Annotated in this window: 22 protein-coding genes and 1 riboswitch; of the genes, 20 read left to right on the forward strand and 2 right to left on the reverse strand. The window is 39.3% G+C overall.

The window, feature by feature from the left end; genetic code table 11:
* Positions 1-448: 448 nt before the first annotated feature.
* The gene (gene rnhC, locus BANA01_RS06740) at positions 449-1,381 is read right to left on the reverse strand and encodes a ribonuclease HIII (RefSeq protein WP_305802700.1); all 933 of its coding nucleotides are present in this window, start codon (positions 1,379-1,381) and stop codon (positions 449-451) included.
* Positions 1,382-1,513: 132 nt separating this feature from the next.
* Here rnhC and zapA point away from each other — a divergent pair, with 132 nt between their 5' ends.
* The 13 genes from zapA (at position 1,514) to BANA01_RS06805 (ending at position 16,619) form a co-directional block, all read left to right on the forward strand.
* On the forward strand, positions 1,514-1,774 hold the full coding sequence (gene zapA / locus BANA01_RS06745) for a cell division protein ZapA (protein ID WP_034676900.1): 261 nt from the start codon (positions 1,514-1,516) through the stop codon (positions 1,772-1,774).
* A gap of 7 nt (positions 1,775-1,781) precedes the next feature.
* The gene (locus BANA01_RS06750) at positions 1,782-2,336 is read left to right on the forward strand and encodes a CvpA family protein (RefSeq protein WP_034676902.1); all 555 of its coding nucleotides are present in this window, start codon (positions 1,782-1,784) and stop codon (positions 2,334-2,336) included.
* 81 nt (positions 2,337-2,417) lie between these two features.
* Complete coding sequence (gene polX, locus BANA01_RS06755) at positions 2,418-4,139, forward strand: DNA polymerase/3'-5' exonuclease PolX (protein ID WP_034676905.1); 1,722 nt, start codon at positions 2,418-2,420, stop codon at positions 4,137-4,139.
* Between the two features lie 13 nt (positions 4,140-4,152).
* Entirely contained in the window at positions 4,153-6,510 is a 2,358-nt protein-coding gene (locus BANA01_RS06760; protein ID WP_034676906.1) for an endonuclease MutS2, read from the forward strand.
* 19 nt (positions 6,511-6,529) lie between these two features.
* Positions 6,530-6,937: a DUF350 domain-containing protein gene (locus BANA01_RS06765; RefSeq protein WP_034676908.1), complete on the forward strand. Its 408-nt coding sequence runs from the start codon at positions 6,530-6,532 to the stop codon at positions 6,935-6,937.
* Positions 6,938-7,189: 252 nt separating this feature from the next.
* The gene (locus tag BANA01_RS06770; RefSeq protein ID WP_034676910.1) at positions 7,190-8,893 is read left to right on the forward strand and encodes a long-chain-fatty-acid--CoA ligase; all 1,704 of its coding nucleotides are present in this window, start codon (positions 7,190-7,192) and stop codon (positions 8,891-8,893) included.
* Between the two features lie 447 nt (positions 8,894-9,340).
* Positions 9,341-9,925 carry a TetR/AcrR family transcriptional regulator gene (locus BANA01_RS06775; protein ID WP_034676912.1) on the forward strand — a complete coding sequence of 195 codons (585 nt, stop codon included), beginning with the start codon at positions 9,341-9,343 and terminating at the stop codon, positions 9,923-9,925.
* A 29-nt stretch (positions 9,926-9,954) separates the two neighbouring features.
* On the forward strand, positions 9,955-10,725 hold the full coding sequence (locus BANA01_RS06780; protein ID WP_034676914.1) for an enoyl-CoA hydratase: 771 nt from the start codon (positions 9,955-9,957) through the stop codon (positions 10,723-10,725).
* Positions 10,726-10,827: 102 nt separating this feature from the next.
* Entirely contained in the window at positions 10,828-11,601 is a 774-nt protein-coding gene (locus BANA01_RS06785; protein ID WP_034676916.1) for an electron transfer flavoprotein subunit beta/FixA family protein, read from the forward strand.
* A gap of 71 nt (positions 11,602-11,672) precedes the next feature.
* Positions 11,673-12,650, forward strand: a complete 978-nt coding sequence (locus BANA01_RS06790) for an electron transfer flavoprotein subunit alpha/FixB family protein (protein WP_034676918.1) — start codon at positions 11,673-11,675, stop codon at positions 12,648-12,650.
* Between the two features lie 165 nt (positions 12,651-12,815).
* Positions 12,816-13,130: a thioredoxin gene (gene trxA, locus BANA01_RS06795; RefSeq protein WP_034676920.1), complete on the forward strand. Its 315-nt coding sequence runs from the start codon at positions 12,816-12,818 to the stop codon at positions 13,128-13,130.
* Between the two features lie 128 nt (positions 13,131-13,258).
* Positions 13,259-15,031, forward strand: coding sequence for an excinuclease ABC subunit UvrC (uvrC, locus tag BANA01_RS06800; RefSeq protein WP_034676922.1), 1,773 nt, complete (start codon positions 13,259-13,261; stop codon positions 15,029-15,031).
* Positions 15,032-15,100: 69 nt separating this feature from the next.
* Positions 15,101-15,279: riboswitch (Lysine riboswitch) on the forward strand.
* Between the two features lie 119 nt (positions 15,280-15,398).
* Positions 15,399-16,619, forward strand: coding sequence for an aspartate kinase (locus BANA01_RS06805; RefSeq protein WP_034676925.1), 1,221 nt, complete (start codon positions 15,399-15,401; stop codon positions 16,617-16,619).
* Between the two features lie 181 nt (positions 16,620-16,800).
* Here the strand turns inward: BANA01_RS06805 and BANA01_RS06810 are convergent, their stop codons facing one another.
* Entirely contained in the window at positions 16,801-17,253 is a 453-nt protein-coding gene (locus tag BANA01_RS06810; RefSeq protein WP_034676927.1) for a YslB family protein, read from the reverse strand.
* Positions 17,254-17,700: 447 nt separating this feature from the next.
* On the opposite strand from BANA01_RS06810, the gene BANA01_RS06815 reads away from it, so the two are divergent.
* From BANA01_RS06815 to racE, 7 genes are all read left to right on the forward strand, one after another.
* On the forward strand, positions 17,701-18,309 hold the full coding sequence (locus tag BANA01_RS06815; protein WP_063252238.1) for a succinate dehydrogenase cytochrome b558 subunit: 609 nt from the start codon (positions 17,701-17,703) through the stop codon (positions 18,307-18,309).
* Positions 18,310-18,372: 63 nt separating this feature from the next.
* Positions 18,373-20,130, forward strand: a complete 1,758-nt coding sequence (gene sdhA / locus BANA01_RS06820; RefSeq protein ID WP_063252240.1) for a succinate dehydrogenase flavoprotein subunit — start codon at positions 18,373-18,375, stop codon at positions 20,128-20,130.
* Between the two features lie 6 nt (positions 20,131-20,136).
* On the forward strand, positions 20,137-20,898 hold the full coding sequence (gene sdhB, locus BANA01_RS06825; RefSeq protein ID WP_063252241.1) for a succinate dehydrogenase iron-sulfur subunit: 762 nt from the start codon (positions 20,137-20,139) through the stop codon (positions 20,896-20,898).
* 133 nt (positions 20,899-21,031) lie between these two features.
* Positions 21,032-21,616: a class D sortase gene (locus tag BANA01_RS06830; RefSeq protein ID WP_235847074.1), complete on the forward strand. Its 585-nt coding sequence runs from the start codon at positions 21,032-21,034 to the stop codon at positions 21,614-21,616.
* A gap of 162 nt (positions 21,617-21,778) precedes the next feature.
* Positions 21,779-22,003 carry a spore germination transcription factor GerE gene (gene gerE / locus BANA01_RS06835; protein ID WP_009796032.1) on the forward strand — a complete coding sequence of 75 codons (225 nt, stop codon included), beginning with the start codon at positions 21,779-21,781 and terminating at the stop codon, positions 22,001-22,003.
* Positions 22,004-22,210: 207 nt separating this feature from the next.
* A complete protein-coding gene (locus BANA01_RS06840; RefSeq protein WP_174524403.1) occupies positions 22,211-22,660 on the forward strand; it encodes a MarR family winged helix-turn-helix transcriptional regulator in 450 nt (149 codons plus the stop codon).
* Between the two features lie 203 nt (positions 22,661-22,863).
* Positions 22,864-23,658: a glutamate racemase gene (gene racE, locus BANA01_RS06845; protein WP_063252246.1), complete on the forward strand. Its 795-nt coding sequence runs from the start codon at positions 22,864-22,866 to the stop codon at positions 23,656-23,658.
* Positions 23,659-23,728 lie beyond the last annotated feature (70 nt).

Here is a 23,728-nt window from a genome sequence, read left to right on the forward strand (position 1 = left end):
TGAAAAATGACCTAGTGAACATTCAACTAGGTCATTTTTTATGCAGGCGGTTGGTGAAGTTGAAAAATTGAAATTCGGGTCAATGTAGATATCTTTGAGTGACCGAAGAGTATTCATAAAAAAGCATTTGGGTCAATGCAGAACGTCTGGAGTGACCGAAGAGCATTCATAAAAAGCATTTGGATCAATGCAGAACGTCTGGAGTGACCGAAGAGCATTCATGAAAAGCATTTGGGTCAATGCAGATATCTTTGAGTGACCGAAGAGCATTTATGAAAAGCATTTGGGTCAATGCAGGACCTCTGGAGTGACCGAAGAGCATTTATGAAAAGCATTTGGGTCAATGCAGGACGTCTGGAGTGACCGAAGACTATTCATAAAAAACATTTAAGTCAATCCAACATAGGGCTGGAGTGACTGAAACCGAGACAGACTAAAGCATACTGCATTAGCTCCTCTTTTTCTTTATCAGATTCATTGCTTTTTCCGTATTAGCAAAATGAAGCTTGACAAATTGAGGCAATACCTCTCGTCCTTTTTTCAAAATCAGTTTTGCTGCAGCTTCATCGACCAACGATCCCGCTCCTTTTGGAATCTTAAAGCCTGCCGCTTCACTTAATTTATCAAAATACTGTACAAAAGCGTACCGTGCGAGGATTGAAGCAGCAGCAACGGCAAGATGAATTCCCTCAGCCTTCGTACTAAAATACACATTTTCCTTCGCAACAGCCTTTTGATTTTTCACATGCTGAAAATAAGTACTCTCCTGAACGAATTGATCAATCAGAATACCATCCGGTTTAACCGGTGCAATCTTCTCCAGTACATTGAGGATGGCTTGGTTATGAAGAAGGGCCTTCATTTTCCCCTGTGACATCCCAGCCTTTTGCAGCTGATTGTACTTTTCATTTTTCAACGTCATTAAACTAAAAGGGACAACATCTTTAATAACCTTTGCGATAGCAATAATTTTGTCATCATTTAAATCCTTTGAATCTCTGACCCCTAATTCTTTTAATAAAGGGATATCTTCCTTTCGAACATAAGCAGCGACAACGGTGATGGGTCCAAAAAAATCGCCGGTACCAACTTCATCGGAGCCAATCACGGACCAGCTGCTAAAACCTTCTGGAAGATGACCTTTAGCTGCTTTTGACTTGGAGGGAGCTTTTGCATCTGCCACGCCCCATCTGCCTGCTTCTGCTTCAGAGCCACTCCCTTGAAATAAAACTTTTCCAGACTTATAGGCCGTAATCATCGAGCCAGAAGTCTTGGCTGCAAACACACTTCCTGGAGGAGTTTTATCTAGCAATTTCCCTTCATAGTAGCTTTTCATTTTATTAATTTCAGACATACTTAGATTTAGTACGACATTTCCCACTTCAAAAACACTCCTCGGCATTATTTAAAAAAAGTAAAAATTCACCAAATTAAACTGTTTACTTTTCGACACACATCCGTTCGTGTTATATTATAAATTAGGGATTTCTTCGAATCGAATGGAGGCAGTAATTTGTCAAATATTGAAAAAACTAGAACAACCGTTGATATATACGGACAGCAATACGTTATCTTAGGAACCGAAAACCAGAGTCATGTTCGACATGTCGCTTCCTTAGTTGACAAAAAAATGCGCGAAATTGGTTCCAGAAATCCGCTGCTAGATGTAAATAAGCTCGCTGTACTTACAGCAGTAAATGCGGTCAATGATTATATTAAAATGAAGGAACAATTAGAGCGGCTGCAATCTGAACTACAAAAGGAAAAGGACTGAATAAGTCATGCTGGATTTAGCAATTATTATTTTATTAATTTTTGGTTTTTTTATCGGGTTAAAAAGAGGATTCATATTGCAGTTGGTCCATTTAACAGGTTTTATTATTGCATACATAGTGGCAAATTTATACTATGACGATTTGGCACCTAGACTAACGCTGTGGGTGCCGTATCCGAATCTAGGTACGACTTCTCCTCTAAAACTATTAAGTGAGAATGGTAATATGGAGGAAGCTTTTTATCGTGCGATTGCTTTTGTTATAATATTTTTTGCGGTAAAGATTTTACTGCAAATTATCGGATCGATGCTTGATTTTATTGCCCATTTGCCTATTCTTAAGCAATTAAATGTGTGGGCAGGCGGGTTACTTGGTTTTGCTGAAGTCTATTTAATTCTCTTTATTTTATTATATATTGCTGCGCTAATTCCAATGGAAACTTTACAAAAACCATTGGAGGATTCCATTATGGCGAATCTTATCGTTAATCATACGCCATTTCTTACAGAACAAATTAAGAATATTTGGCTGGAATATACAGCTGCAATGAATTCTCTCTGATGAGAGAATGCCTTACTTCTCTCTCTAGGAGAGAAGTTTTTCTATTAAAAGGTTAAAATAATGGTAAGGTGGGTGGAAGTAATGGAGGTAAATAAAAAAGATTTAATTCGACTATTAGAAACAATCGCGATATACATGGAGCTAAAGGGTGAAAATCCTTTCAAGGTATCTGCCTTCCGCAAAGCTGGCTCTGCACTGGAATTTGATGATCGCAGCTTATCTGATATTGAAGACTTTACATCGTTATCAGGAATCGGCAAAGGGACCGCAGCGGTAATTGAAGAATACATAAATGAAGGCACTTCTACAGTATTAAAAGAGCTAAAGGAAGAGGTTCCGAAAGGGTTGATCCCGTTATTACAATTGCCTGGCCTTGGCGGAAAAAAGATTGCCAAGCTTCACAAAGAACTAGGAATTGAAGATGTTACAACCTTAGAAGAAGCATGTAAAGCTGGAAAAGTACAAGCGCTAGCAGGCTTTGGAAAAAAAACAGAGGAAAAAATTTTAAGCGCCATTGCCAATGTTGGCTCTAGACCTGACCGACTGCCTCTTGCTTATATGCTGCCAATTGCTGATTTAATAGAGGCAAAACTTGCTGAACTTCCTGAGATTCATCAATATTCTCGTGCCGGAAGCTTGCGTAGAGTACGGGAAACCGTAAAAGACCTTGATTTTATCATTTCAAGTAAACAGCCGGAAAAAGTAAAACAATTTCTGCTGGAATTACCGAATATAAAAGAAATTATTGGCGCTGGAGATACAAAGGTATCACTGGTTTTTGGATTTGAGTATGATGTATCGGTTGATTTTCGTCTCGTTAAACCAGAGGAATTCATCACGACTCTTCACCATTTTACTGGTTCAAAGGACCATAATGTCCGGATGAGACAATTGGCTAAAGAACGTGGAGAAAAAATAAGTGAATACGGCGTTGAGAATGTTGAGAGTGGTGAAATACTTACTTTTTCATCAGAGGAAGAGTTTTTCAAGCATTTTGATCTGCCATTTATTCCACCAGAAATACGTGAAGATGGAAAAGAAGTCGAGGATTTTCCTGCATATGAAGGTGAATTAATCGAACTAAGTGATATCAAGGGCGATCTTCACATGCACTCAACCTGGAGTGATGGGGCACATTCCATCGAGGAAATGGTGGAAGCTTGTCGTGCAAAGGGCTATAAGTACATGGCTATAACGGACCACTCCCAATACTTAAAGGTGGCGAATGGGCTTTCACGTGAGCGGTTATTACAGCAAAAAGAAGAAATTAAAAAATTAAATGAAAAATACGATGATATACTAATTTTATCAGGTGTAGAAATGGATATCCTGCCAGATGGAACATTGGACTATGAGGATGATTTGCTTGGTGAGATGGATTTCGTAATCGCGTCGATTCACTCTGCTTTTTCACAGCCAAGAGAAAAAATCATGGAGCGGTTACGCACAGCATTAGAAAACGCACATGTTGATTTAATTGCGCACCCGACTGGCCGGAAAATTGGCAGACGTGAAGGTTATGATGTCGATATCGATATGCTGATAGAATTGGCCAAAGAAACGAATACCGCTTTAGAACTGAATGCCAATCCTAACAGATTGGACCTAAAAGCTGAATACTTACGAAAAGCACAGGAAGCAGGAGTTAAAATATTTATTAATACTGATGCCCATAAGAAAGAAACGTTATCACATATGGGTGTAGGGGTTTCAACAGCGAAAAAAGGCTGGATAAAAAAATCATCGGTCATCAATGCACTAGAAACGAATGACTTACTAGAATTTTTGCATAATCGAAAATAGGGGGTTCATCTCCATGCAAGAAAGAACGTTAAAAGTATTGGAATTTACCAAAGTGAGAGAACAGCTTATTGAACATGCTGCTTCATCACTGGGTATAGATAAATTAAAAAGGTTAGTACCATCAATAGATTATGATGAGGTCGTTAAGCTGCAGGCAGAAACAGATGAGGCAACGACTGTGTTGCGAATTAAAGGAAATGTCCCGTTATCAGGTATTCACGATATACGAGCACATATTAAGCGCTCGGTCATTGGGGGAGTACTTAGCTCGCATGAGTTGATTCAGGTTGCGAGCACCATCCATGCCAGCAGGCAAATGAAACGGTTTATTGAAGATATCGCAGAAGAAAGAACCGAAATCCCACTATTATTGGAACAGGTCGATCGTATTATTCCTTTAGTCAATTTAGAGGAATCGATTAGACATGCCATTGATGAGAGTGGTGAGGTTCTTGATAGTGCCAGTGATTTGTTACGTTCATTAAGAAATCAATTGCGCTCGAATGAATCACGGGTCCGTGAAAAATTAGAAAGTATGATTCGTTCATCCAATGCAGCAAAAATGCTGTCAGATTCGATTATTACAATTCGAAATGATCGCTTTGTTATTCCTGTTAAACAGGAGTACCGAGGACATTATGGCGGTATTATTCATGACCAAAGCTCATCAGGGCAAACTCTATTTATTGAGCCGCAAGTGATTGTCCAATTAAACAATCAATTACAGGACATTAGAGTAAAAGAGCAGCTTGAAATTGATAGAATTTTGACCGAGCTTTCTGCAAAGACTGCTGAATATGAGTCGGAGCTGCAGGTCATCGTTGAGATTCTGGGCAATCTCGATTTTATTTTTGCAAAGGCAAGATATGGCCGGAAGATGAAAGCGAGTATGCCTCGAATGAATAATGAAGGCCGAATTGCTTTATATAAAGCTAGACATCCATTAATTCCGATTGACGAAGTGGTAGCAAATGATATTTTGCTTGGCAAGGATTATACGACAATTGTCATTACCGGACCAAACACTGGCGGTAAAACCGTGACCTTAAAAACGCTTGGCTTATGTTCATTAATGGCGCAGGCAGGCTTACAGGTTCCTGCCTATGATGGCTCAGAACTTGCTGTTTTTGACGCGATTTATGCAGATATTGGTGATGAGCAGTCCATTGAACAAAGCTTAAGTACCTTTTCGTCACATATGGTAAATATTGTGGACATTTTGAAAAAGGTCGACTTTAATTCACTGGTCCTATTTGATGAGCTTGGTGCAGGAACTGACCCTCAGGAAGGTGCTGCGCTTGCTATTTCCATTTTAGATGAGGTCCATCATCGGGGGGCAAGAGTGATTGCCACAACGCATTATCCAGAATTAAAAGCCTATGGATATAATCGGGAAGGTGTCCTAAATGCAAGTGTTGAATTTGATGTTGAAACACTAAGTCCAACCTACAAGCTCCTTCTTGGCGTACCCGGACGAAGCAATGCGTTTGAAATCTCAAAACGCTTAGGGTTAAATGAACGCGTTATTGAAGCAGCAAGATCCCATGTTAGTGAAGATACAAATCAAATCGATAAGATGATTGCGTCTCTTGAGGCAAGCAAGCGCCAAGCTGAAATCGAGCATGAGGAAGCGCGGGATTATTTAAGGCAGGCAGAAAAGCTTCATCAGGATATGCAAAATCAAATGATAGAATTTTACCAAAACAAAGACGCTATGCTTGAAAAAGCGGCTGAGCAAGCTGGTGAAATTCTCGATGAAGCAAAGAGTGAGGCGGAAAAGGTTATTCGTGACCTTCGCAAAATGAGAATTGAAAAGCATGCCGATATAAAGGAACACGAATTAATTGATGCAAAGCGCCGTCTTGAAGCAGCGACTCCAGAAATAAAGAAATCAGCGAATCAAGTCAATAAGAAAACGAAGAAGCACACCTTCACTGCAGGTGATGAAGTGAAAGTTCTTACATTTGGACAAAAGGGTATACTTCTTGAAAAAGTTACGGATAACGAATGGCAGGTACAAATCGGCTTCCTAAAAATGAAGGTGAAAGAAAAGGATTTAGAATTTGTCAGTACGCCTAAACCTGTGGAAACGAGACCAATGGCAATCGTCCAGGGCAGGGACGCTGATGTAAAGTTAGAGTTGGATTTACGCGGAGAAAGATACGAGGCTGCACTTATGAGAGTGGAAAAATATATAGATGATGCGTTATTATCAAACTATTCTCGTGTGTCCATTATACACGGAAAAGGCACAGGAGCATTAAGACAGGGAGTCCAGGAATATTTACGAAATCACCGTTCAGTCAAGAAAATTCGGTTTGGAGAAGCGGGTGAGGGCGGTTCTGGCGTAACTGTGGTTGAATTTAAATAATATCTGGGGAGAATAGGAAATGAACCAGTTTTGGGATAACGTATATATTCAAAGTGCTGCCAATTATAGTGTGGTGATCTTATGTGTGATTGTCTTCTTGGCCATTTTTGAGCTGGTAACGAAATATAAAAATTGGGAAGAAATCCAAAAGGGCAATGTAGCCGTGGCAATGGCAACCGGAGGGAAGATCTTTGGAATTGCTAATATTTTCCGTTATTCCATTGAACAAAATGATTCATTGGTTACAATGATAAGCTGGGGAGTATTTGGCTTTGTGCTGTTACTGGCAGGATATTTTATCTTTGAATTCTTAACACCTAAATTTAACATCGATCAAGAAATTAAAAATGGTAATCGTGCAGTCGGATTTATTGCCATGATATTGTCAATCGGATTATCTTTTGTTATAGGTGCAGGAATTTCGTAAGGGGAGATTAGAGTGGAGACATTAGCGAAAGTGCTTCTTGGTTTATGCGCCTTGTTTTTGCTAATCGGTTTGGGGTACATGTTCTTTTAATTGGCAAATCATCGCTGATCATTTCAGCGGTGATTTTTTATTACTTGAAATTTTCGTGATATAGTGAGCATATATTGTTATTGTAATTGTTTAAACAGTCTGACTATATTATAATGAAAGGGAAGTGGGAAATTTTACAATAGAATAAAAAGGAGGGTTATTATGTATGATTCTAAACCATGGTTGCAGCATTATCCCGAGGAAATTCCTGCAGAACTGGAATTTCGAAAAGAACCTGTTCAGCAGTATTTAGTAAATGCAGCTAAAAGTTTTCCAGAAAAAACGGCGATTCATTTTATGGGAAAGGAAATGACGTATCAAGAGCTTTACGATGAAGCATTAACTTTTGCCAGCTATCTTCAGCAGATTGGTATTTCAAGAGGTGACCGTGTTGCCATTATGCTTGCCAATACACCACAAGCGGTCATAAGTTATTTTGGTATATTGATGGCTGGGGGAATAGTCGTTCAAACCAATCCGTTATATACCGAACGAGAACTTGAATACCAAATGAAGGACTCCGGAGCAAAAGCGATCATCACACTCGACATCCTCTATCCTCGTGCTTCTAAGGTGATGCCTAAGACTAATTTGCAGCACATTATTGTAACCGCTATCAAAGACTACCTGCCATTTCCCAAAAATTTAGTTTATCCTTTTATCCAGAAAAAGCAATATGGAATTGTTGTTAACGTTAAACATGAAGGCAATACCCATTTATTTAAAGAAATTGTCAAACTAAAACCTAATAAACTCGTCGAATATGACTTTGATTTTGAAGAGGATGTTGCGCTTCTTCAATATACAGGCGGTACAACAGGATCTCCGAAAGGGGTTATGCTGACACATCGAAATTTAGTAGCAAACTCTTCCATGTGTACGGCATGGCTATACAAAGCAAAACCAGGTGAGGAATCAGTTTTAGGAATCGTTCCGTTTTTCCATGTATATGGCATGACGATTGTTATGATTTTATCCGTTATGCAGGCATATAAAATGATTATATTACCTAAGTTCGATCCATTAACCACCTTAAAGACAATCCAAAAGCAGCGACCTACTTTGTTTCCAGGTGCGCCAACGATTTATATCGGACTATTAAATCATCCTGATTTAAAAAAATACGATTTATCATCGATTGATTCCTGTCTAAGTGGTTCCGCCCCGCTCCCGGTTGAAGTTCAAGAGGAGTTTGAGGCCATTACAGGAGGGAAACTTGTTGAAGGATATGGATTAACAGAATCTTCTCCTGTTACCCATGCAAATTTCTTATGGGATCGTGAACGGATAAAAGGAAGTATTGGTGTTCCTTGGCCAAATACCGAAGTGAGGATTGTTTCAATGGAAGATGGAGAAGACATGCCGGTTGGAGAAATAGGAGAAATTATCATTAAAGGTCCTCAAATCATGAAAGGCTATTGGAACCGTCCAGAAGCAACCGAGGAAACGATTAAAGACGGCTGGCTGTTTACAGGTGACCTTGGCTACATGGATGATAAAGGTTATTTTTATGTAGTAGATAGAAAGAAGGATATGATTATTGCCGGAGGGTATAATATATATCCAAGAGAAATAGAAGAGGTATTATATGAACACCCAGATGTGTTGGAGGCTGTAGCTGCAGGAATTCCAGACCCTTATAGGGGTGAAACCGTTAAAGCGTACGTTGTTTTAAAAGAAGGCTCGCAGATTACCTCTGATGACTTAAACCAGTACGCCAGGAAATATCTAGCCGCCTATAAGGCGCCAAGATTATATGAATTTAGAAAAGAATTGCCGAAAACAGCCGTAGGAAAGATTTTAAGAAGAACACTTGTCGAAGAAGAAATGAAAAAGATAGAAGAAGAGAACAAAAAACATGCCTAATTAGAACACATACTGCACTAATTTTTTTTGTACAATAAAGCTTGTCCTTATGAAGGCAGTGAAGTAATATAAAAATGTCCAGTATTTCTTGACAGAAATACATCTAAAACCTATTATAAAAATATGAATGATTATTCATTCATATTTTTTCTTTTTTAATTACTTGGCTGTGATAAAGCAAAAATTTGATTTTGCACTCTGTTGATTTGCGCGGAAGGCACGTAGACTCCTGCGGGAGGACGGGGCAGGGAGAGACCCCGCAGGCGCTTAAGCGCTGAGGAGGCTCCCCGGACCGCCCGCGGAAAGCGAAGTGCCTCGTGACAGGCAAAGACCGCCTGTCCCTGCGGTGATTATTCAAAGAAGCTTTCCTTAGTGGAGCGCAAATCAACAGACACGACACAACAGCCTATTACTATTATACTTTCTTCGGGAGGAGGGAGAATTACTATGAAAAAAAACAAGCCAAAATACATGCAAATCATCGACGCAGCAGTAATTGCGATTGCCGAAGTGGGTTATCATCAAGCACAGGTTTCTAAAATTGCAAAGCAGGCTGGTGTAGCAGATGGCACCATTTATCTCTATTTTAAAAACAAAGAAGACATTCTCATCTCACTCTTTGAAGAAAAAATGGGAAGCTTTATTGAAAAAATAGATGAAATGCTGGCAGGAAAACAGAGCGCCGCGGAGAAGTTATTAATGATGATAGAAGCTCATTTTAAAAACCTTTCTGATGATCATCACATGGCAATCGTAACCCAGCTTGAATTACGACAATCCAATAAAGAATTGCGTTTACGTATAAACAATGTTCTAAAAGGCTATCTAAAAGTGATTGATAAAATCATCATAGAAGGAAAAGAAACGGGAGAGTTTTCAAGCGACCTCGATGTCCGCCTTGCCAGACAAATGATATTTGGCACAATGGATGAAACCGTGACAACCTGGGTTTTAAATGAGGAGAAATACGATTTAGTGGCACTCGCTAAACCGGTTCACCAGCTGTTGATTAGGGGCTGCGGAAGTCATTAATTTTCGAGTGTAAAGGAGGAGGGGTTCTATTGGAATACTTAAAATGGTCTAATCAAGATTCGATCGCGACAATCACCATCAGTCGTCCACCGGCAAATGCCCTCTCACAAGGATTATTAAGAGAACTGTCGGCTGTTCTAGACGAAATTGAACCTAATCGTGACATTAAGGTGATTGTCATCCATGGGGAAGGGCGATTCTTCTCTGCGGGAGCTGATATTAAAGAATTCACTACCGTATCATCTTCCGAAGGATTTGCCAAGCTTGGAAAGTATGGTCAGGATTTATTTGATCGGATGGAAAAGTTTCCCAAACCAATCATTGCTGCTATTCATGGCGCAGCACTTGGCGGCGGCTTGGAGCTGGCCATGGCATGTCATATCCGTTTAGTTGGAGAAAATACTAAGCTTGGTCTTCCAGAACTACAGCTTGGACTAATCCCTGGTTTTGCTGGAACACAGCGTCTTCCAAAATATGTTGGGGTTGCACGTGCAGCAGAAATGCTGTTCACGTCTGAGCCAATCACAGGATTGGAAGCGGTTCAATTCGGTCTGGCGAACCATGCTTATCCGGAACAGGAAGTCTTTGAACATGCTCTTAAATTGGCGGGTAAAATCGCTAAGAAAAGTACAGGTTCATTAGAAGCAACGATTCAATTATTAAACTTTGCTAAAAATGAAGAGTTTTATGAAGGCTCTAAAAAGGAAGCGGAGTTGTTTGGAGAAATATTTGTTTCCGATGATGCAAAAGAAGGAATTCAGGCTTTTATTGAAAAACGAGAGCCGCATTTTAAAGGGTGAATAACTTTTATCACTCCGATAGAAGTTGCTAATAATTTTTTTTGCTGTAAATTTTCTTAATCTTTGGAACAGAAATAATGTTTGCATTATAGGAGGGAAATCATGAACATTTATGTACTATTGAAAAGAACCTTTGATACAGAAGAAAAGATTACTATTTCCGGCGGAAAAATCAATGAGGACGGCGCTGAGTTTATCATCAATCCTTATGATGAATATGCTGTGGAAGAAGCAATCCAAGTCCGCGATTCAAATGGTGGAGAAGTAACGGTTATTTCCGTAGGCACGGAAGAAGCTGAAAAGCAATTACGTACCGCACTCGCTATGGGCGCAGACAAAGCCGTTTTAATTAATACAGAAGATGATGTGGAAAATGGGGATCAGTTCACAACATCAAAAATCATTGCTGAATATCTAAAGGATAAAGAAGCGGATCTTATTATCGGTGGAAATGTAGCGATTGATGGCGGATCTGGACAAGTAGGTCCACGTGTTGCTGAATTGTTAAACATTCCTTATGTTACAACCATTACTAAGCTTGAAATTGATGGAACAAATGTAACCGTTACCCGTGATGTTGAAGGAGATTCTGAGGTAATTGAAACGAGTCTGCCATTATTAGTTACAGCTCAACAGGGTTTAAACGAGCCTCGTTATCCATCTTTACCAGGGATTATGAAGGCAAAGAAAAAACCGCTTGATGAACTAGAATTAGATGATCTTGATTTAGAAGAAGATGATGTTGAAGCAAAAACAAAAACAATCGAAATTTACTTGCCGCCAAAGAAGGAAGCTGGAAAAGTGTTATCTGGAGAATTAAATGATCAGGTAAAAGAACTCGTTCACCTTCTTCATACAGAAGCAAAAGTAGTTTAATCGTAACGATACTTATACGTTCAGAATGATGATTCTGATTAGCCAAAAAAGATTCGCAGGAGGGTAAAAGAATGACTAGAAAAGTATTAGTATTAGGGGAAACTCGTGACGGTTCTTTACGTAATGTTTCATTCGAAGCAATTGCTGCAGCTAAGACAGTAGCTGACGGCGGAGAAGTGATTGGTGTTTTAATCGGTGAAAATGTTAGCGCTTTAGGCACAGAATTAGTGCAATATGGTGCGGACCGAGTTGTAGTAGTTGAAGGTGAAAAATTAAAACAATATACATCTGACGGCTATGCTCAAGCATTACTTGCTGTAATCGAAAAAGAAAGCCCAGAAGGTCTAGTTTTAGGACATACTTCACAAGGAAAGGATCTTTCCCCGCGAATTGCCGCTAAGCTGTCATCCGGCTTAATTTCAGACACAACTGCAGTTGAAGTTGCTGGCGGGAATGTTGTCTTTACAAGACCTATCTATTCTGGTAAAGCATTTGAAAAGAAAATTGTAACGGACGGATTAATTTTTGCAACAGTAAGACCAAATAATATCGCACCACTTGCCAAGGATGAAAGCCGATCTGGTGAGGTTGCCTCTTTATCTGTTGAGATTAAAGACCTTCGTGCGATTATCAAAGAAGTGGTTAGAAAAGCAAGTGAAGGTGTAGATTTAAGTGAAGCAAAAGTTGTAATCTCTGGCGGACGTGGTGTCAAGAGTGCAGAAGGCTTTGAACCGCTTAAAGAATTAGCCAATGTTTTAGGCGGCGCAGTTGGGGCATCCCGTGGTGCATGTGACGCTGACTATTGTGATTACTCTTTGCAAATCGGTCAAACTGGTAAAGTTGTAACACCTGACCTTTACATTGCTTGTGGAATTTCTGGAGCTATCCAGCATTTAGCAGGGATGTCAAACTCCAAGGTAATCGTTGCGATCAATAAAGACCCGGAAGCCAATATCTTTAAAGTAGCAGATTATGGTATTGTTGGGGATCTATTTGAAGTAGTACCACTTTTAACAGAAGAGTTTAAAAAGTTAAAGGTTCACTCATAATAAATAAGGCGAGCAGTGGAAACTGTTCGCCTTATTACATATAATAAGCCAGAATATGAACCGTTTTTTAGGGGAAATTACATCCGAGACAGATTATTAGCATGATGGTTTAAACAATGCTATACTTTCGATAGAAATTAGTAATTATTTAGGAGGAATAAACAAATGGCTATTTCAAACGTAACTGACGCAAATTTCTCTGCTGAAACAGGCTCTGGTCTTGTTCTAGCGGATTTCTGGGCTCCATGGTGTGGACCTTGTAAAATGATCGCTCCAGTTCTTGAGGAACTTGATTCCGAAATGGGCGAGAAAGTAAAAATCGTTAAATTAGATGTAGACGATAACCAAGAAACTGCTGCTAAATACGGCGTTATGAGTATCCCTACATTACTTGTTTTCAAAAATGGCGAAGTGGTTGACAAAGTAGTCGGCTTCCAGCCAAAAGACGCTTTAGCTGGTGTATTAGAAAAGCACGTTTAAGAATTGATAACCTTAGCTGGATTCCTCTGGCTAAGGTTTTTATTTTTGGAAATAGAATCAGGCTTTTCTTTATGCGGAGTTTGCTTTAAAATTTTTATGATAGATAAAGACGGGGAGGAGCAGCTAGTATGAATGAGATAATAAAACAAAAATTAACACTGCTGCCTGATCAGCCTGGCTGCTACTTGATGAAGGACCGTCAGGGAACGATCATATATGTAGGAAAAGCTAAAATACTAAAAAATCGTGTACGGTCTTATTTTACCGGTTCACATGATGGTAAAACATTTAGACTCGTCAATGAGATTGAGGACTTTGAATATATCGTCACCTCATCTAATATCGAAGCACTGTTACTCGAATTAAATCTAATCAAAAAATACGATCCTAAATATAATGTCATGCTGAAGGATGATAAAACCTATCCGTTTATTAAATTGACAGCGGAGAGACATCCAAAACTCATCATTACAAGAAAAGTAAAAAAGGATAAAGGCAAGTACTTTGGTCCTTATCCGAACGTCATGGCAGCGAATGAAACGAAAAAGCTGCTAGACCGAATCTACCCATTGCGAAAATGCTCAACCCTTCCAGACCGGGTGTGTTTGTACTACCATTTAGGTCAGTGCCTGGCACCATGTGTAAATGAAGTACATGAAGAGCAATACAAGCAAATGACCGACGAAATTACCCGTTTTCTTAATGGCGGATTTAAAGAGATAAAAAAAGAACTAACGGAGAAAATGACCAGTGCATCTGAAGAATTAGATTTCGAGCGTGCAAAGGAATTCAGAGATAAGATTATCCACATTGAAACTATTATGGAAAAGCAAAAAATCACGATGACTGATTTTACTGATCGCGATGTGTTTGGCTATGCTGTCGATAAAGGGTGGATGTGTGTTCAAGTTTTCTTTGTACGCCAAGGAAAACTAATTGAACGTGACGTTTCCATGTTTCCGATCTACAATGAGCCAGAAGAAGAAATTCTTACTTTCCTAGGTCGATTTTACGAAAAATCGAATCATATTAAGCCGAAGGAAATTTTGATTCAGGATGAAATTGATTTAAATCTTGCCGAACAGCTACTTCAGGTTAAAGTCCTAAAACCTCAGCGCGGTCAGAAAAAAGATCTGATTAAAATGGCAATCAAAAACGCAAAAATTGCATTGAATGAGAAATTCTCTCTTATCGAAAAAGACGAGGTAAGGACGATAAAGGCTGTTGAAAACCTTGGGGAGCTTATGGGTATTTATACCCCGCATCGCATTGAGTCTTTCGATAATTCTAATATTCAAGGGACGGATCCTGTATCTGCGATGGTGGTCTTCATTGATGGGAAGCCGAATAAGCGTGAATACCGAAAGTATAAGATTAAATCGGTTAAGGGACCTGATGATTATGAATCGATGCGTGAAGTAACCAGAAGAAGATATTCTAGGGCGTTGAAAGAAGGACTTCCGCTTCCGGACCTCATTATTATTGATGGCGGAAAAGGACATGTGGAGGCTGTCAGAGACGTCTTAGAAAACGAACTGGGTTTAGATATCCCCCTAGCTGGGCTAGTCAAGGATGATAAGCACAAAACTTCTCAGCTTTTATATGGGAATCCACTTGAAATTATTCCGCTCGGCAGAAACAGCCAAGAATTTTATTTATTGCAAAGAATCCAAGATGAGGTTCACCGTTTTGCGATTACCTTTCATCGTCAAACACGAGGAAAAAGTGCGTTTCAATCGCTACTGGACGACATTCCAGGTGTTGGTGAAAAACGTAAAAAGCAGCTGCTAAAGGAATTTGGTTCCGTTAAGAAAATGAAGGAAGCTACATTTGATGAGTTTAGAGCCATCGGGATTCCAGCTCCCGTAGCAGAGGAATTAATTAAAAAACTTCAATCATAGTGATTGTCAGAAAAATCTTGCTATGCTATAATGATTGAAAATTATATTACTATCACTTTTTAATAATGAAGTGAAGGTAGAGGTGCGAGCTTCAATAGTAATGATTCGGAGAAGGATGGGCTTCTGTGATGAATCATGAAAGGGGATGGTCGCCGAAGTGAAGAAAGTCTCATTTCTTTCTTTGCTGGTCCTGTATTGAATAAATGCCGGATTGTCAAGGTTTAATGCCTTGGAGAGCTATCTTACATTGTAGACGCAGAATTTTTTTGTGTATTCAAGCAATGAGATGCCCTCTCATTGCTTTTTTATTTTTTTTGCGGGGAAACATATAGTGATTCTTAACCTATAACTGAAAGCAGGGGAAAAGATGGGTTTAATTGTACAAAAGTTTGGCGGTACTTCGGTTGGAAGTGTAGAAAAAATCCTAAATGTAGCACAACGAGTAAAAGATGAAACCGATCAAGGGAATCAGGTTGTAGTGGTTGTTTCGGCAATGGGGAAATCAACTGACCAGTTGGTGGATCTAGCAAAAGAAATTTCCGCGGCTCCTAACAAACGAGACATGGACATGCTCCTAAGTACGGGAGAACAGGTAACAATCGCTTTATTGTCAATGGCTCTAAATGAACAGAATCTTCCTGCCATTTCGTTTACCGGCTGGCAGGCTGGAATTGTCACGGAGCCTGTTCATGGAAATGCCCGTATTACAACGATTAATACAGAAGCGGTAAAAAATCAGCTTGATGACGGTAAAGTGGTAATAGTTGCAGGCTTCCAAGGGATTACGGAAAATGGTCAAATTACTACTCTTGGCCGTGGAGGTTCAGATACGACGGCCGTGGCACTTGCTGCTGCACTAAACGCTGATAAATGTGATATTTATACCGATGTAACGGGTGTATTCACAACTGACCCTAGGTATGTGAAGAGTGCTCGGAAATTACAGTCCGTGTCTTATGATGAAATGCTTGAGCTTGCCAATTTAGGTGCTGGAGTGCTCCATCCCAGGGCAGTAGAATTTGCGAAAAACTATCAAGTCAAATTAGAGGTTCGCTCAAGTATGGAAAGAGTAAAAGGAACAGTAATTGAGGAGGAAGCGTCAATGGAACAAAATCTTGTAGTCCGTGGAGTGGCATTTGAAGATGAAATTACGAAGGTAAGTGTATTAGGACTTGCCAATTCTTTAACAAGTTTATCAACCATTTTTACAACCCTGGCTGAGAACCATTTGAACGTAGATATTATTGTTCAAAGTACAACAGAAGCAGAAACAGCAAATCTTGCTTTCTCTATTAAAACCCAAGACCTGATGGAGACATTGAAAGTTCTTGAAAATAGCAAGGATGTACTAAACTATGAACAGCTTGACGCAGAAAATCAACTGGCAAAAGTATCAATCGTCGGCTCAGGGATGATTTCTAATCCTGGTGTAGCAGCAAAAATGTTTGAAGTTCTAGCCAAGAACCAAATTCAAATAAAAATGGTCAGCACCTCAGAAATCAAAGTCTCAGCAGTAGTCGAAGAAAAACACATGCTAAAAGCCGTGGAAGTACTTCACCATGCATTCGGACTAAATAGAGAAGATTAAAAAAGCCTTCCTTGGAGATAACTCCAAGGAAAACTTTTTGCCAATCTGTCCGCCTGAGGTGGACAGTGTCCACGAGTGGTGACAGGCACCGACTGAAGCACCGACTGAAGGACCAAAATAGCACCAGTTGCAACAAGAAAAAGCTTTCATCGGGAGATCCTGATGAAAGCTTTTCTGTATGCTAAAGTGTGTCTTTACGATCCCATTTGACGGTGAATAGGACTTTGTTTGCTTTTTTTACTGGGTGTTCGAAGGTTTCGGCGATGGCTTGTTTTTGGAGTTCGATTTGTTGAGCTAGAAAGCCAGCTTCAATTTGGAAGTAGTGTTCTGCTTTTGATTTAACTCTCGAAACGAACAGCGGGCTGACAAGTTCAAATTCTATTTCATCTTTACGCTCTTTTTTTAATTCGAGCTGTCCCCAAGAAGCTTTTGAGAAAAAATCGATGATTTCGTCAAAGCTATTTAAAGGGTGACTGCGGGCTAATCGTTTTCCAGCCCAGTAAAGGATTTCTGGTGTGTCTTTACCTAAGATTTCTGGCAGTATGAATTCACGAATCAATTCATAACCAAACAGTGAAATATTTCTTGGTTCATTCGATTGTAAAGTAAGTTCGACGGCAGTACTTTCATTCATTTTGCTTCCCCTCTTTCTACCATTCTATTATATACAATTACGGCTTTAAGTTAAGAACACTTTTTAGGAAATATAGTGTACAGCGTTAGAGTGGTAAAGGATTGTTATTTTGCAATATAATAGCGTGTCTTTCATCATAATTATCTTTCCCATTTATGGCAACAGTCTATGGATGTAATTTAATTATTTATTGTAATTCTACTGGATTTAATACAAGATAATTCCATTTGCAAGAAGAAAACTAATAATTTATTATAATATCAATATATTTTAAAAATTAAATTTTTATATAACTTTTGTGTATCCGTTTTCTTGACGCTCCTTCCTGTTGGGAGTAAAATGGACATGTCACATAATTGTCACAGTGGTGCTAAGTTTGAGAATTCTTATTTACAAGAAAAATAGTTGAAGGCTTATCATCCAGGAAAAATTTAAGGGGGGTTAATTATGGCAGGGAATCGTGAGTTTTTGAATCGAAGATTGCATTCATTACTAGGAGTAATTCCAATAGGTTTATTCCTTGTGCAGCATCTAGTAGTCAACAATTTTGCTACAAGAGGACCAGAGGCCTTTAACAATGCGGCGAATTTTATGGGGAACCTTCCTTTTAGAATTGTCCTTGAAACAGTAATTATTTATTTACCAATTTTATTTCATGCAATCTATGGCCTTTATATTGCTTTTACTGCAAAAAATAATGCCGGAAAGTATGGATACTTCAGAAACTGGATGTTCCTATTACAGCGTGTTTCTGGTGTCATCACGTTAATCTTTATTACATGGCATGTATGGGAAACTCGTGTTGCAGCAGCATTCGGTGCGCATGTTAACTATGACATGATGGCGGATATCCTTTCTTCACCATTCATGTTTGGTTTCTATGTGGTTGGTATCATTTCAACTATTTTTCACTTTGCAAATGGTTTGTGGTCATTCTTGGTTAGCTGGGGTATTACTGTTTCCCCACGTTCACAAGTAATTTCTACATATTTCACCATTGGTGTTTTCATTATTCTATCAATCGTGGGAATTAGCACACTACTAGCATTTGTATAAAAAATTAACTTCATACTCTGTGTTGAAAAATATCGGATTTTTGGATTAAGGGAGTGAGTCACAATGAGTAAGGGTAAGGTGATCATAGTTGGTGGCGGCTTAGCCGGCTTAATGGCAACCATCAAAGTTGCAGAAGAAGGAACACCAGTAGAATTATTTTCACTTGTTCCAGTTAAACGTTCCCACTCTGTTTGTGCCCAAGGCGGTATGAATGGAGCAGTAAATACAAAAGGTGAAGGAGATTCACCATGGATTCACTTTGATGATACCGTATATGGCGGGGACTTCTTGGCTAACCAGCCGCCAGTTAAGGCGATGTGTGAAGCAGCACCTGGAATCATTCACTTAATGGACCGGATGGGTGTTATGTTTAACCGGACTCCAGAAGGACTTTTGGACTTCCGCCGTTTCGGAGGTACACAGCATTCAAGAACTGCATTTGCTGGTGCGACTACAGGTCAGCAGCTGCTTTATGCATTGGACGAGCAGGTTCGTCGTCATGAAGTAGCTGGATTAGTAACAAAGTACGAAGGCTGGGAATTTTTAGGCGCAGTTGTAGATGATGATGGCGTTTGCCGAGGAATTGTTGCTCAAAACCTCACATCAATGGAGATTAAATCCTTTTCTGGTGATGCAGTTATTATGGCAACAGGCGGCCCTGGGATCATCTTCGGAAAAACAACGAACTCTGTTATTAATACAGGTTCTGCTGCATCTATCGTATATCAACAAGGTGCATATTATGCGAATGGTGAAATGATTCAAATTCATCCAACTGCGATTCCTGGTGATGATAAGCTCCGCTTAATGAGTGAATCAGCACGTGGTGAAGGTGGACGAGTTTGGACATATAAAGATGGAAAACCTTGGTACTTCCTAGAAGAAAAATATCCAGCGTACGGAAACTTAGTACCACGTGATATTGCAACACGTGAAATTTTCTCTGTCTGTGTAGATCAGAAGTTGGGTATTAATGGCGAAAACATGGTCTACCTAGATCTTTCACATAAGGATCCAAAAGAATTAGACATTAAACTTGGCGGAATCATTGAAATCTATGAAAAATTCATGGGTGACGATCCTCGTAAAGTTCCGATGAAAATTTTCCCTGCCGTGCACTATTCAATGGGCGGGCTATGGGTTGATTATGACCAAATGACCAATATTCCAGGACTTTTTGCTGCCGGTGAGTGTGATTATTCACAGCATGGTGCCAATCGTTTAGGTGCGAATTCATTACTTTCAGCTATTTATGGCGGTATGGTCGTTGGACCGAATGCGGTTAGATATATCAAGGGTCTTGAGAAGAGTTCAGATGCCGTATCATCTACTGTATTTGATCGTCACGTAAAGGAACAAGAAGAAAAATGGTCTTCCATTATGTCTTTAAATGGCACGGAAAATGCGTACGTTCTTCATAAAGAGCTTGGTGAATGGATGACGGATAATGTGACAGTTGTACGTCACAATGACAGACTATTAAAGACTGATGAAAAGATTCAAGAGTTATTAGAACGTTACAAAAAAATTAACATTCAAGATACAAGCAAATGGAGCAATCAAGGTGCAACCTTTACGCGTCAGTTACAAAACATGCTTCAATTGGCACGCGTAATCACAATCGGTGCTTACAACCGTAATGAAAGCCGAGGCGCGCATTATAAGCCTGAATTCCCGAACCGTGATGATGAAAACTTCTTAAAAACAACAATGGCAAAATTTGTTGATGGCACATCTGCACCAGCTTTCCATTACGAGGATATTGATGTTTCCTTGATCAAGCCTCGTGAACGCAACTACGCAAAAAAGAAAGGGGAGTAGGAACACATGTCTGAAAATAAAACAGTAAAATTTATTGTTACCCGTCAAGATAGCCCTGATTCTGCTCCTTATGAAGAGGAGTTTGAGCTAGCGTATCGTCCAAATATGAACGTAATTTCTGCATTAATGGAAATTCGCAGAAACCCTGTCAATACAAAAGGTCAAGCTACTACACCTATTACTTGGGATAGTAACTGCCTCGAAGAAGTTTGTGGAGCATGTTCAATGGTGATTAACGGGAAGCCGCGCCAATCATGTTCGGCACTTGTTGATCAACTGGAGCAGCCAATCCGCCTAGAGCCGATGAGAACATTCCCGGTTGTGCGTGACCTTCAGGTTGACCGCAGCAGAATGTTTGATGCTTTAAAGAAAGTAAAAGCTTGGATTCCAATCGATGGAACATACGACTTAGGACCTGGTCCGCGTATGCCAGAGAAGAAGCGTCAATGGGCTTATGAGCTTTCAAAATGTATGACTTGTGGTGTTTGTCTTGAGGCTTGTCCGAACGTAAACAGCAATTCAAACTTTATTGGACCTCAGCCGCTTTCACAGGTGCGTTTATTCAACGCTCATCCAACTGGTGCGATGAATAAAGCTGAACGTTTAGAAGCAATTATGGGAGATGGCGGGCTAGCTAACTGTGGTAACTCACAGAACTGTGTACAGTCATGTCCGAAAGGAATTCCATTAACTACATCAATTGCAGCATTAAACCGTGATACAACATTCCAAGCATTTAGAAACTTCTTCGGAAGCGATCAGGTATAATGCAAGATTCTTTAAACCTTCTTTTCTATTACGGAAAGAAGGTTTTCTTATTTAATGGGTAGGACTTTTAAACTCCCTTTGGTATACTAATAGTAAGATCTTTTCAAAGTTGGATAAAGGATGGTAAATAAGGGTGAAGAAGCTATCGGTACTTATAATTTTGGCAGGACTGGTTGTAATAGGAATCGGAATTTGGCAAATTGTTGAGACTAATTTTATGAGCGATGCTTCACTAAAAGAAGCTAAAAGGATAGTTGCTAAGGCAGAGTCTAACTATGATGAAGAAGAACCGTTCAAGAACCCTAAAAAAGTCGATCCTCCTAAATTCGGAGATACGATAGGTTTGCTGTCGATACCGAAGATTAAATCTGAATTAGCGATTGTGGAAGGTACGGATCCAAATGATTTAAAAAAAGGGGTCGGGCATTATAAAGGATCTTACTTTCCACGTGAAAATGGACAGATTATTTTATCCGGTCATCGAGATACCGTCTTTCGGCGTCTAGGGGAACTTAAGCCTGGAGATATTTTTGAAATGCAAATGGCAAACGGGAAATTCAAATATGAATTAACGAATACCAAAATTGTAGATGCAGACGATCGGACAATCATTACCCTGCAAAACACAAAGGAAGAATTAATCGTTATCACCTGTTATCCATTCCGATATGTTGGAAACGCACCTCAACGATACATTATTTATGCAAAACCAATATAGTCCTTCGAGCAGGGACTTTTTTTATTAAAATTTTTTTCATAAAATTATTCTCCTTAAAGCATTTCTAGTCACTCTAGATAGGGCATTTACATAAGATATCGTGACTAAATATATACCCACCCCACGGTTCATAACTGGCGAAGGCAAGGAGGGTCACAATACTTGAAGGAGAATGAATATACTCACAAGCCGTTACTCACCAAACGTGAAAGAGAAGTATTCGAACTCTTAGTACAGGATAAAACTACTAAGGAAATCGCTGGTGAATTATTTATAAGCGAAAAGACGGTTCGAAATCATATTTCCAATGCTATGCAAAAGCTTGGTGTTAAGGGGCGTTCACAAGCAGTTGTAGAGCTCCTTCGTATGGGAGAGCTAGAACTTTAATCATGACCGGCTTCCTGCGGGAGGCCGGTTCATGTTTTTATAAGGGGTTTTTTGCTAAAAAATTTGGCTCTATACATATGAGTTTGCAGAGGGTTATGTTTCAACTTGAAATTTTATCGAAAAAAGTAGAAAATAGAGCAAGACGAAAGAACGGTTAAAGTTTACGAAAACAAGGCAAAGGGATGCCATTATAGGAGTGTTATAGAGATGACTGTTGAAAAAACAAAAAAGGTCAGCGCGGAAATTGTTGCTAGTATAGAAAAAGATATGCGTTATATTTCAGGTATTATTAAGCAAAAAGGCAGAGAAATGCTTAGCCATTATAAAATTACTCCGCCGCAGTTTGTGGCCCTGCAGTGGCTTTTTGAAGATGGGGATATGACCATTGGAGAACTGTCTACTAAAATGTATTTGGCATTTAGTACGACAACCGACCTTGTAGACCGGATGGAAAAAAACCAACTGGTTGTTAGGGTAAAGGATCCTAAGGATCGCCGTGTCGTCAGAATTCACTTACTTGAAGAAGGCGAAAGAATAATAGATGAAGTTATAAAGAAACGTCAAGTTTACTTAGAGGAAGTTTTAACCAACTTTTCTTTAGAAGAAATTCAACAACTTCAAACCAATTTGATGAAACTGCATCAAGATATGCGTTAAAAAGTGCTGTTTTCTAATAATTGTTGTTAAAATCCTAAAGCCGATTTTAACGTGGAACAACTATTTTGTGCTTGAAATTAAGTTTGCAAGCTCTTTTCTTACAATAGATGGCTAGTTTGGCACAAGTTATAGCTTATATATGCGCTTTTAAACTTAAAAGCAATAAAGTTTAAGAAAAGAGCCTTAAAAAAGAGGCGAAAATTTTGAAACAACCAATTGGTGTCATAGATTCAGGTGTGGGTGGATTAACGGTAGCAAAAGAGATTATGAGACAGCTTCCGAATGAAAAAATTATTTACTTAGGAGATACTGCAAGGTGCCCATACGGACCTAGACCTCTTAAGGAAGTAAAAAGATTCACCTGGGAACTAACTAAATTTTTATTAGAAAAAAATATAAAGATGCTTGTCATAGCCTGTAATACAGCAACGGCAGCTGTCTTGGATGAAATTAGAAATGAGCTGAGCATACCCGTGATTGGGGTTATCTACCCAGGAGCACGAACTGCTATCAAGCGGACAAAGAACTACCGGGTAGGGATTATTGGTACAGTAGGTACAATCAAAAGCGGCGCCTATGAAAAAGCATTAAAAGCATTAAACAGCCGGTTATATGTTACGGGACAAGCCTGTCCGAAATTCGTGCCACTTGTTGAAAGTGGTGAGTACAACGGGGAGATTGCAGAAAGAATTGTTATTGAAGCATTAAAACCCTTGCAAAATCAAAATTTAGATACGCTTATCCTTGGCTGTACCCATTATCCATTGCTTGAACCAGTAATTCAAAAAGTGATGGGTGAAGGTGTGAATGTTATCTCCTCAGGCGATGAAACCGCAAGGGAAATAAGTGCTATTCTTCAGTATAATAATATACTAGAGGCTGATGAAAATGAACCGGAGCACGAATTTTATACGACGGGTTCAAGGTATCTCTTTTCAAAAATTGCTTCTCAATGGCTCGGAGTACCTATAAATAATGTTAAAAAGATTAAATTATAATTAAGTTCCTATTAAAGGAGCTTATTTTTTTTTGAAAAAAATGAAAGAATGTCCTATTTTTCTTACTAAA

Source organism: Neobacillus niacini NBRC 15566 (assembly GCF_001591505.1).
Classification (GTDB): Bacteria; Bacillota; Bacilli; order Bacillales; family Cytobacillaceae; genus Neobacillus; species Neobacillus niacini.

What these genes read in the sequence shown, in the direction of transcription:
- BANA01_RS06750 (WP_034676902.1), top strand. Translation starts at nt 1,782, where the DNA reads ATGCTGGATTTAGCAATTATTATTTTATTAATTTTTGGTTTTTTTATC.
- polX (WP_034676905.1), top strand. Translation starts at nt 2,418, where the DNA reads ATGGAGGTAAATAAAAAAGATTTAATTCGACTATTAGAAACAATCGCG.
- BANA01_RS06760 (WP_034676906.1), top strand. Translation starts at nt 4,153, where the DNA reads ATGCAAGAAAGAACGTTAAAAGTATTGGAATTTACCAAAGTGAGAGAA.
- BANA01_RS06765 (WP_034676908.1), top strand. Translation starts at nt 6,530, where the DNA reads ATGAACCAGTTTTGGGATAACGTATATATTCAAAGTGCTGCCAATTAT.
- BANA01_RS06770 (WP_034676910.1), top strand. Translation starts at nt 7,190, where the DNA reads ATGTATGATTCTAAACCATGGTTGCAGCATTATCCCGAGGAAATTCCT.
- BANA01_RS06775 (WP_034676912.1), top strand. Translation starts at nt 9,341, where the DNA reads ATGAAAAAAAACAAGCCAAAATACATGCAAATCATCGACGCAGCAGTA.
- BANA01_RS06785 (WP_034676916.1), top strand. Translation starts at nt 10,828, where the DNA reads ATGAACATTTATGTACTATTGAAAAGAACCTTTGATACAGAAGAAAAG.
- BANA01_RS06790 (WP_034676918.1), top strand. Translation starts at nt 11,673, where the DNA reads ATGACTAGAAAAGTATTAGTATTAGGGGAAACTCGTGACGGTTCTTTA.
- trxA (WP_034676920.1), top strand. Translation starts at nt 12,816, where the DNA reads ATGGCTATTTCAAACGTAACTGACGCAAATTTCTCTGCTGAAACAGGC.
- uvrC (WP_034676922.1), top strand. Translation starts at nt 13,259, where the DNA reads ATGAATGAGATAATAAAACAAAAATTAACACTGCTGCCTGATCAGCCT.
- BANA01_RS06805 (WP_034676925.1), top strand. Translation starts at nt 15,399, where the DNA reads ATGGGTTTAATTGTACAAAAGTTTGGCGGTACTTCGGTTGGAAGTGTA.
- BANA01_RS06810 (WP_034676927.1), bottom strand. Translation starts at nt 17,253, where the DNA reads ATGAATGAAAGTACTGCCGTCGAACTTACTTTACAATCGAATGAACCA.
- BANA01_RS06815 (WP_063252238.1), top strand. Translation starts at nt 17,701, where the DNA reads ATGGCAGGGAATCGTGAGTTTTTGAATCGAAGATTGCATTCATTACTA.
- sdhA (WP_063252240.1), top strand. Translation starts at nt 18,373, where the DNA reads ATGAGTAAGGGTAAGGTGATCATAGTTGGTGGCGGCTTAGCCGGCTTA.
- sdhB (WP_063252241.1), top strand. Translation starts at nt 20,137, where the DNA reads ATGTCTGAAAATAAAACAGTAAAATTTATTGTTACCCGTCAAGATAGC.
- BANA01_RS06840 (WP_174524403.1), top strand. Translation starts at nt 22,211, where the DNA reads ATGACTGTTGAAAAAACAAAAAAGGTCAGCGCGGAAATTGTTGCTAGT.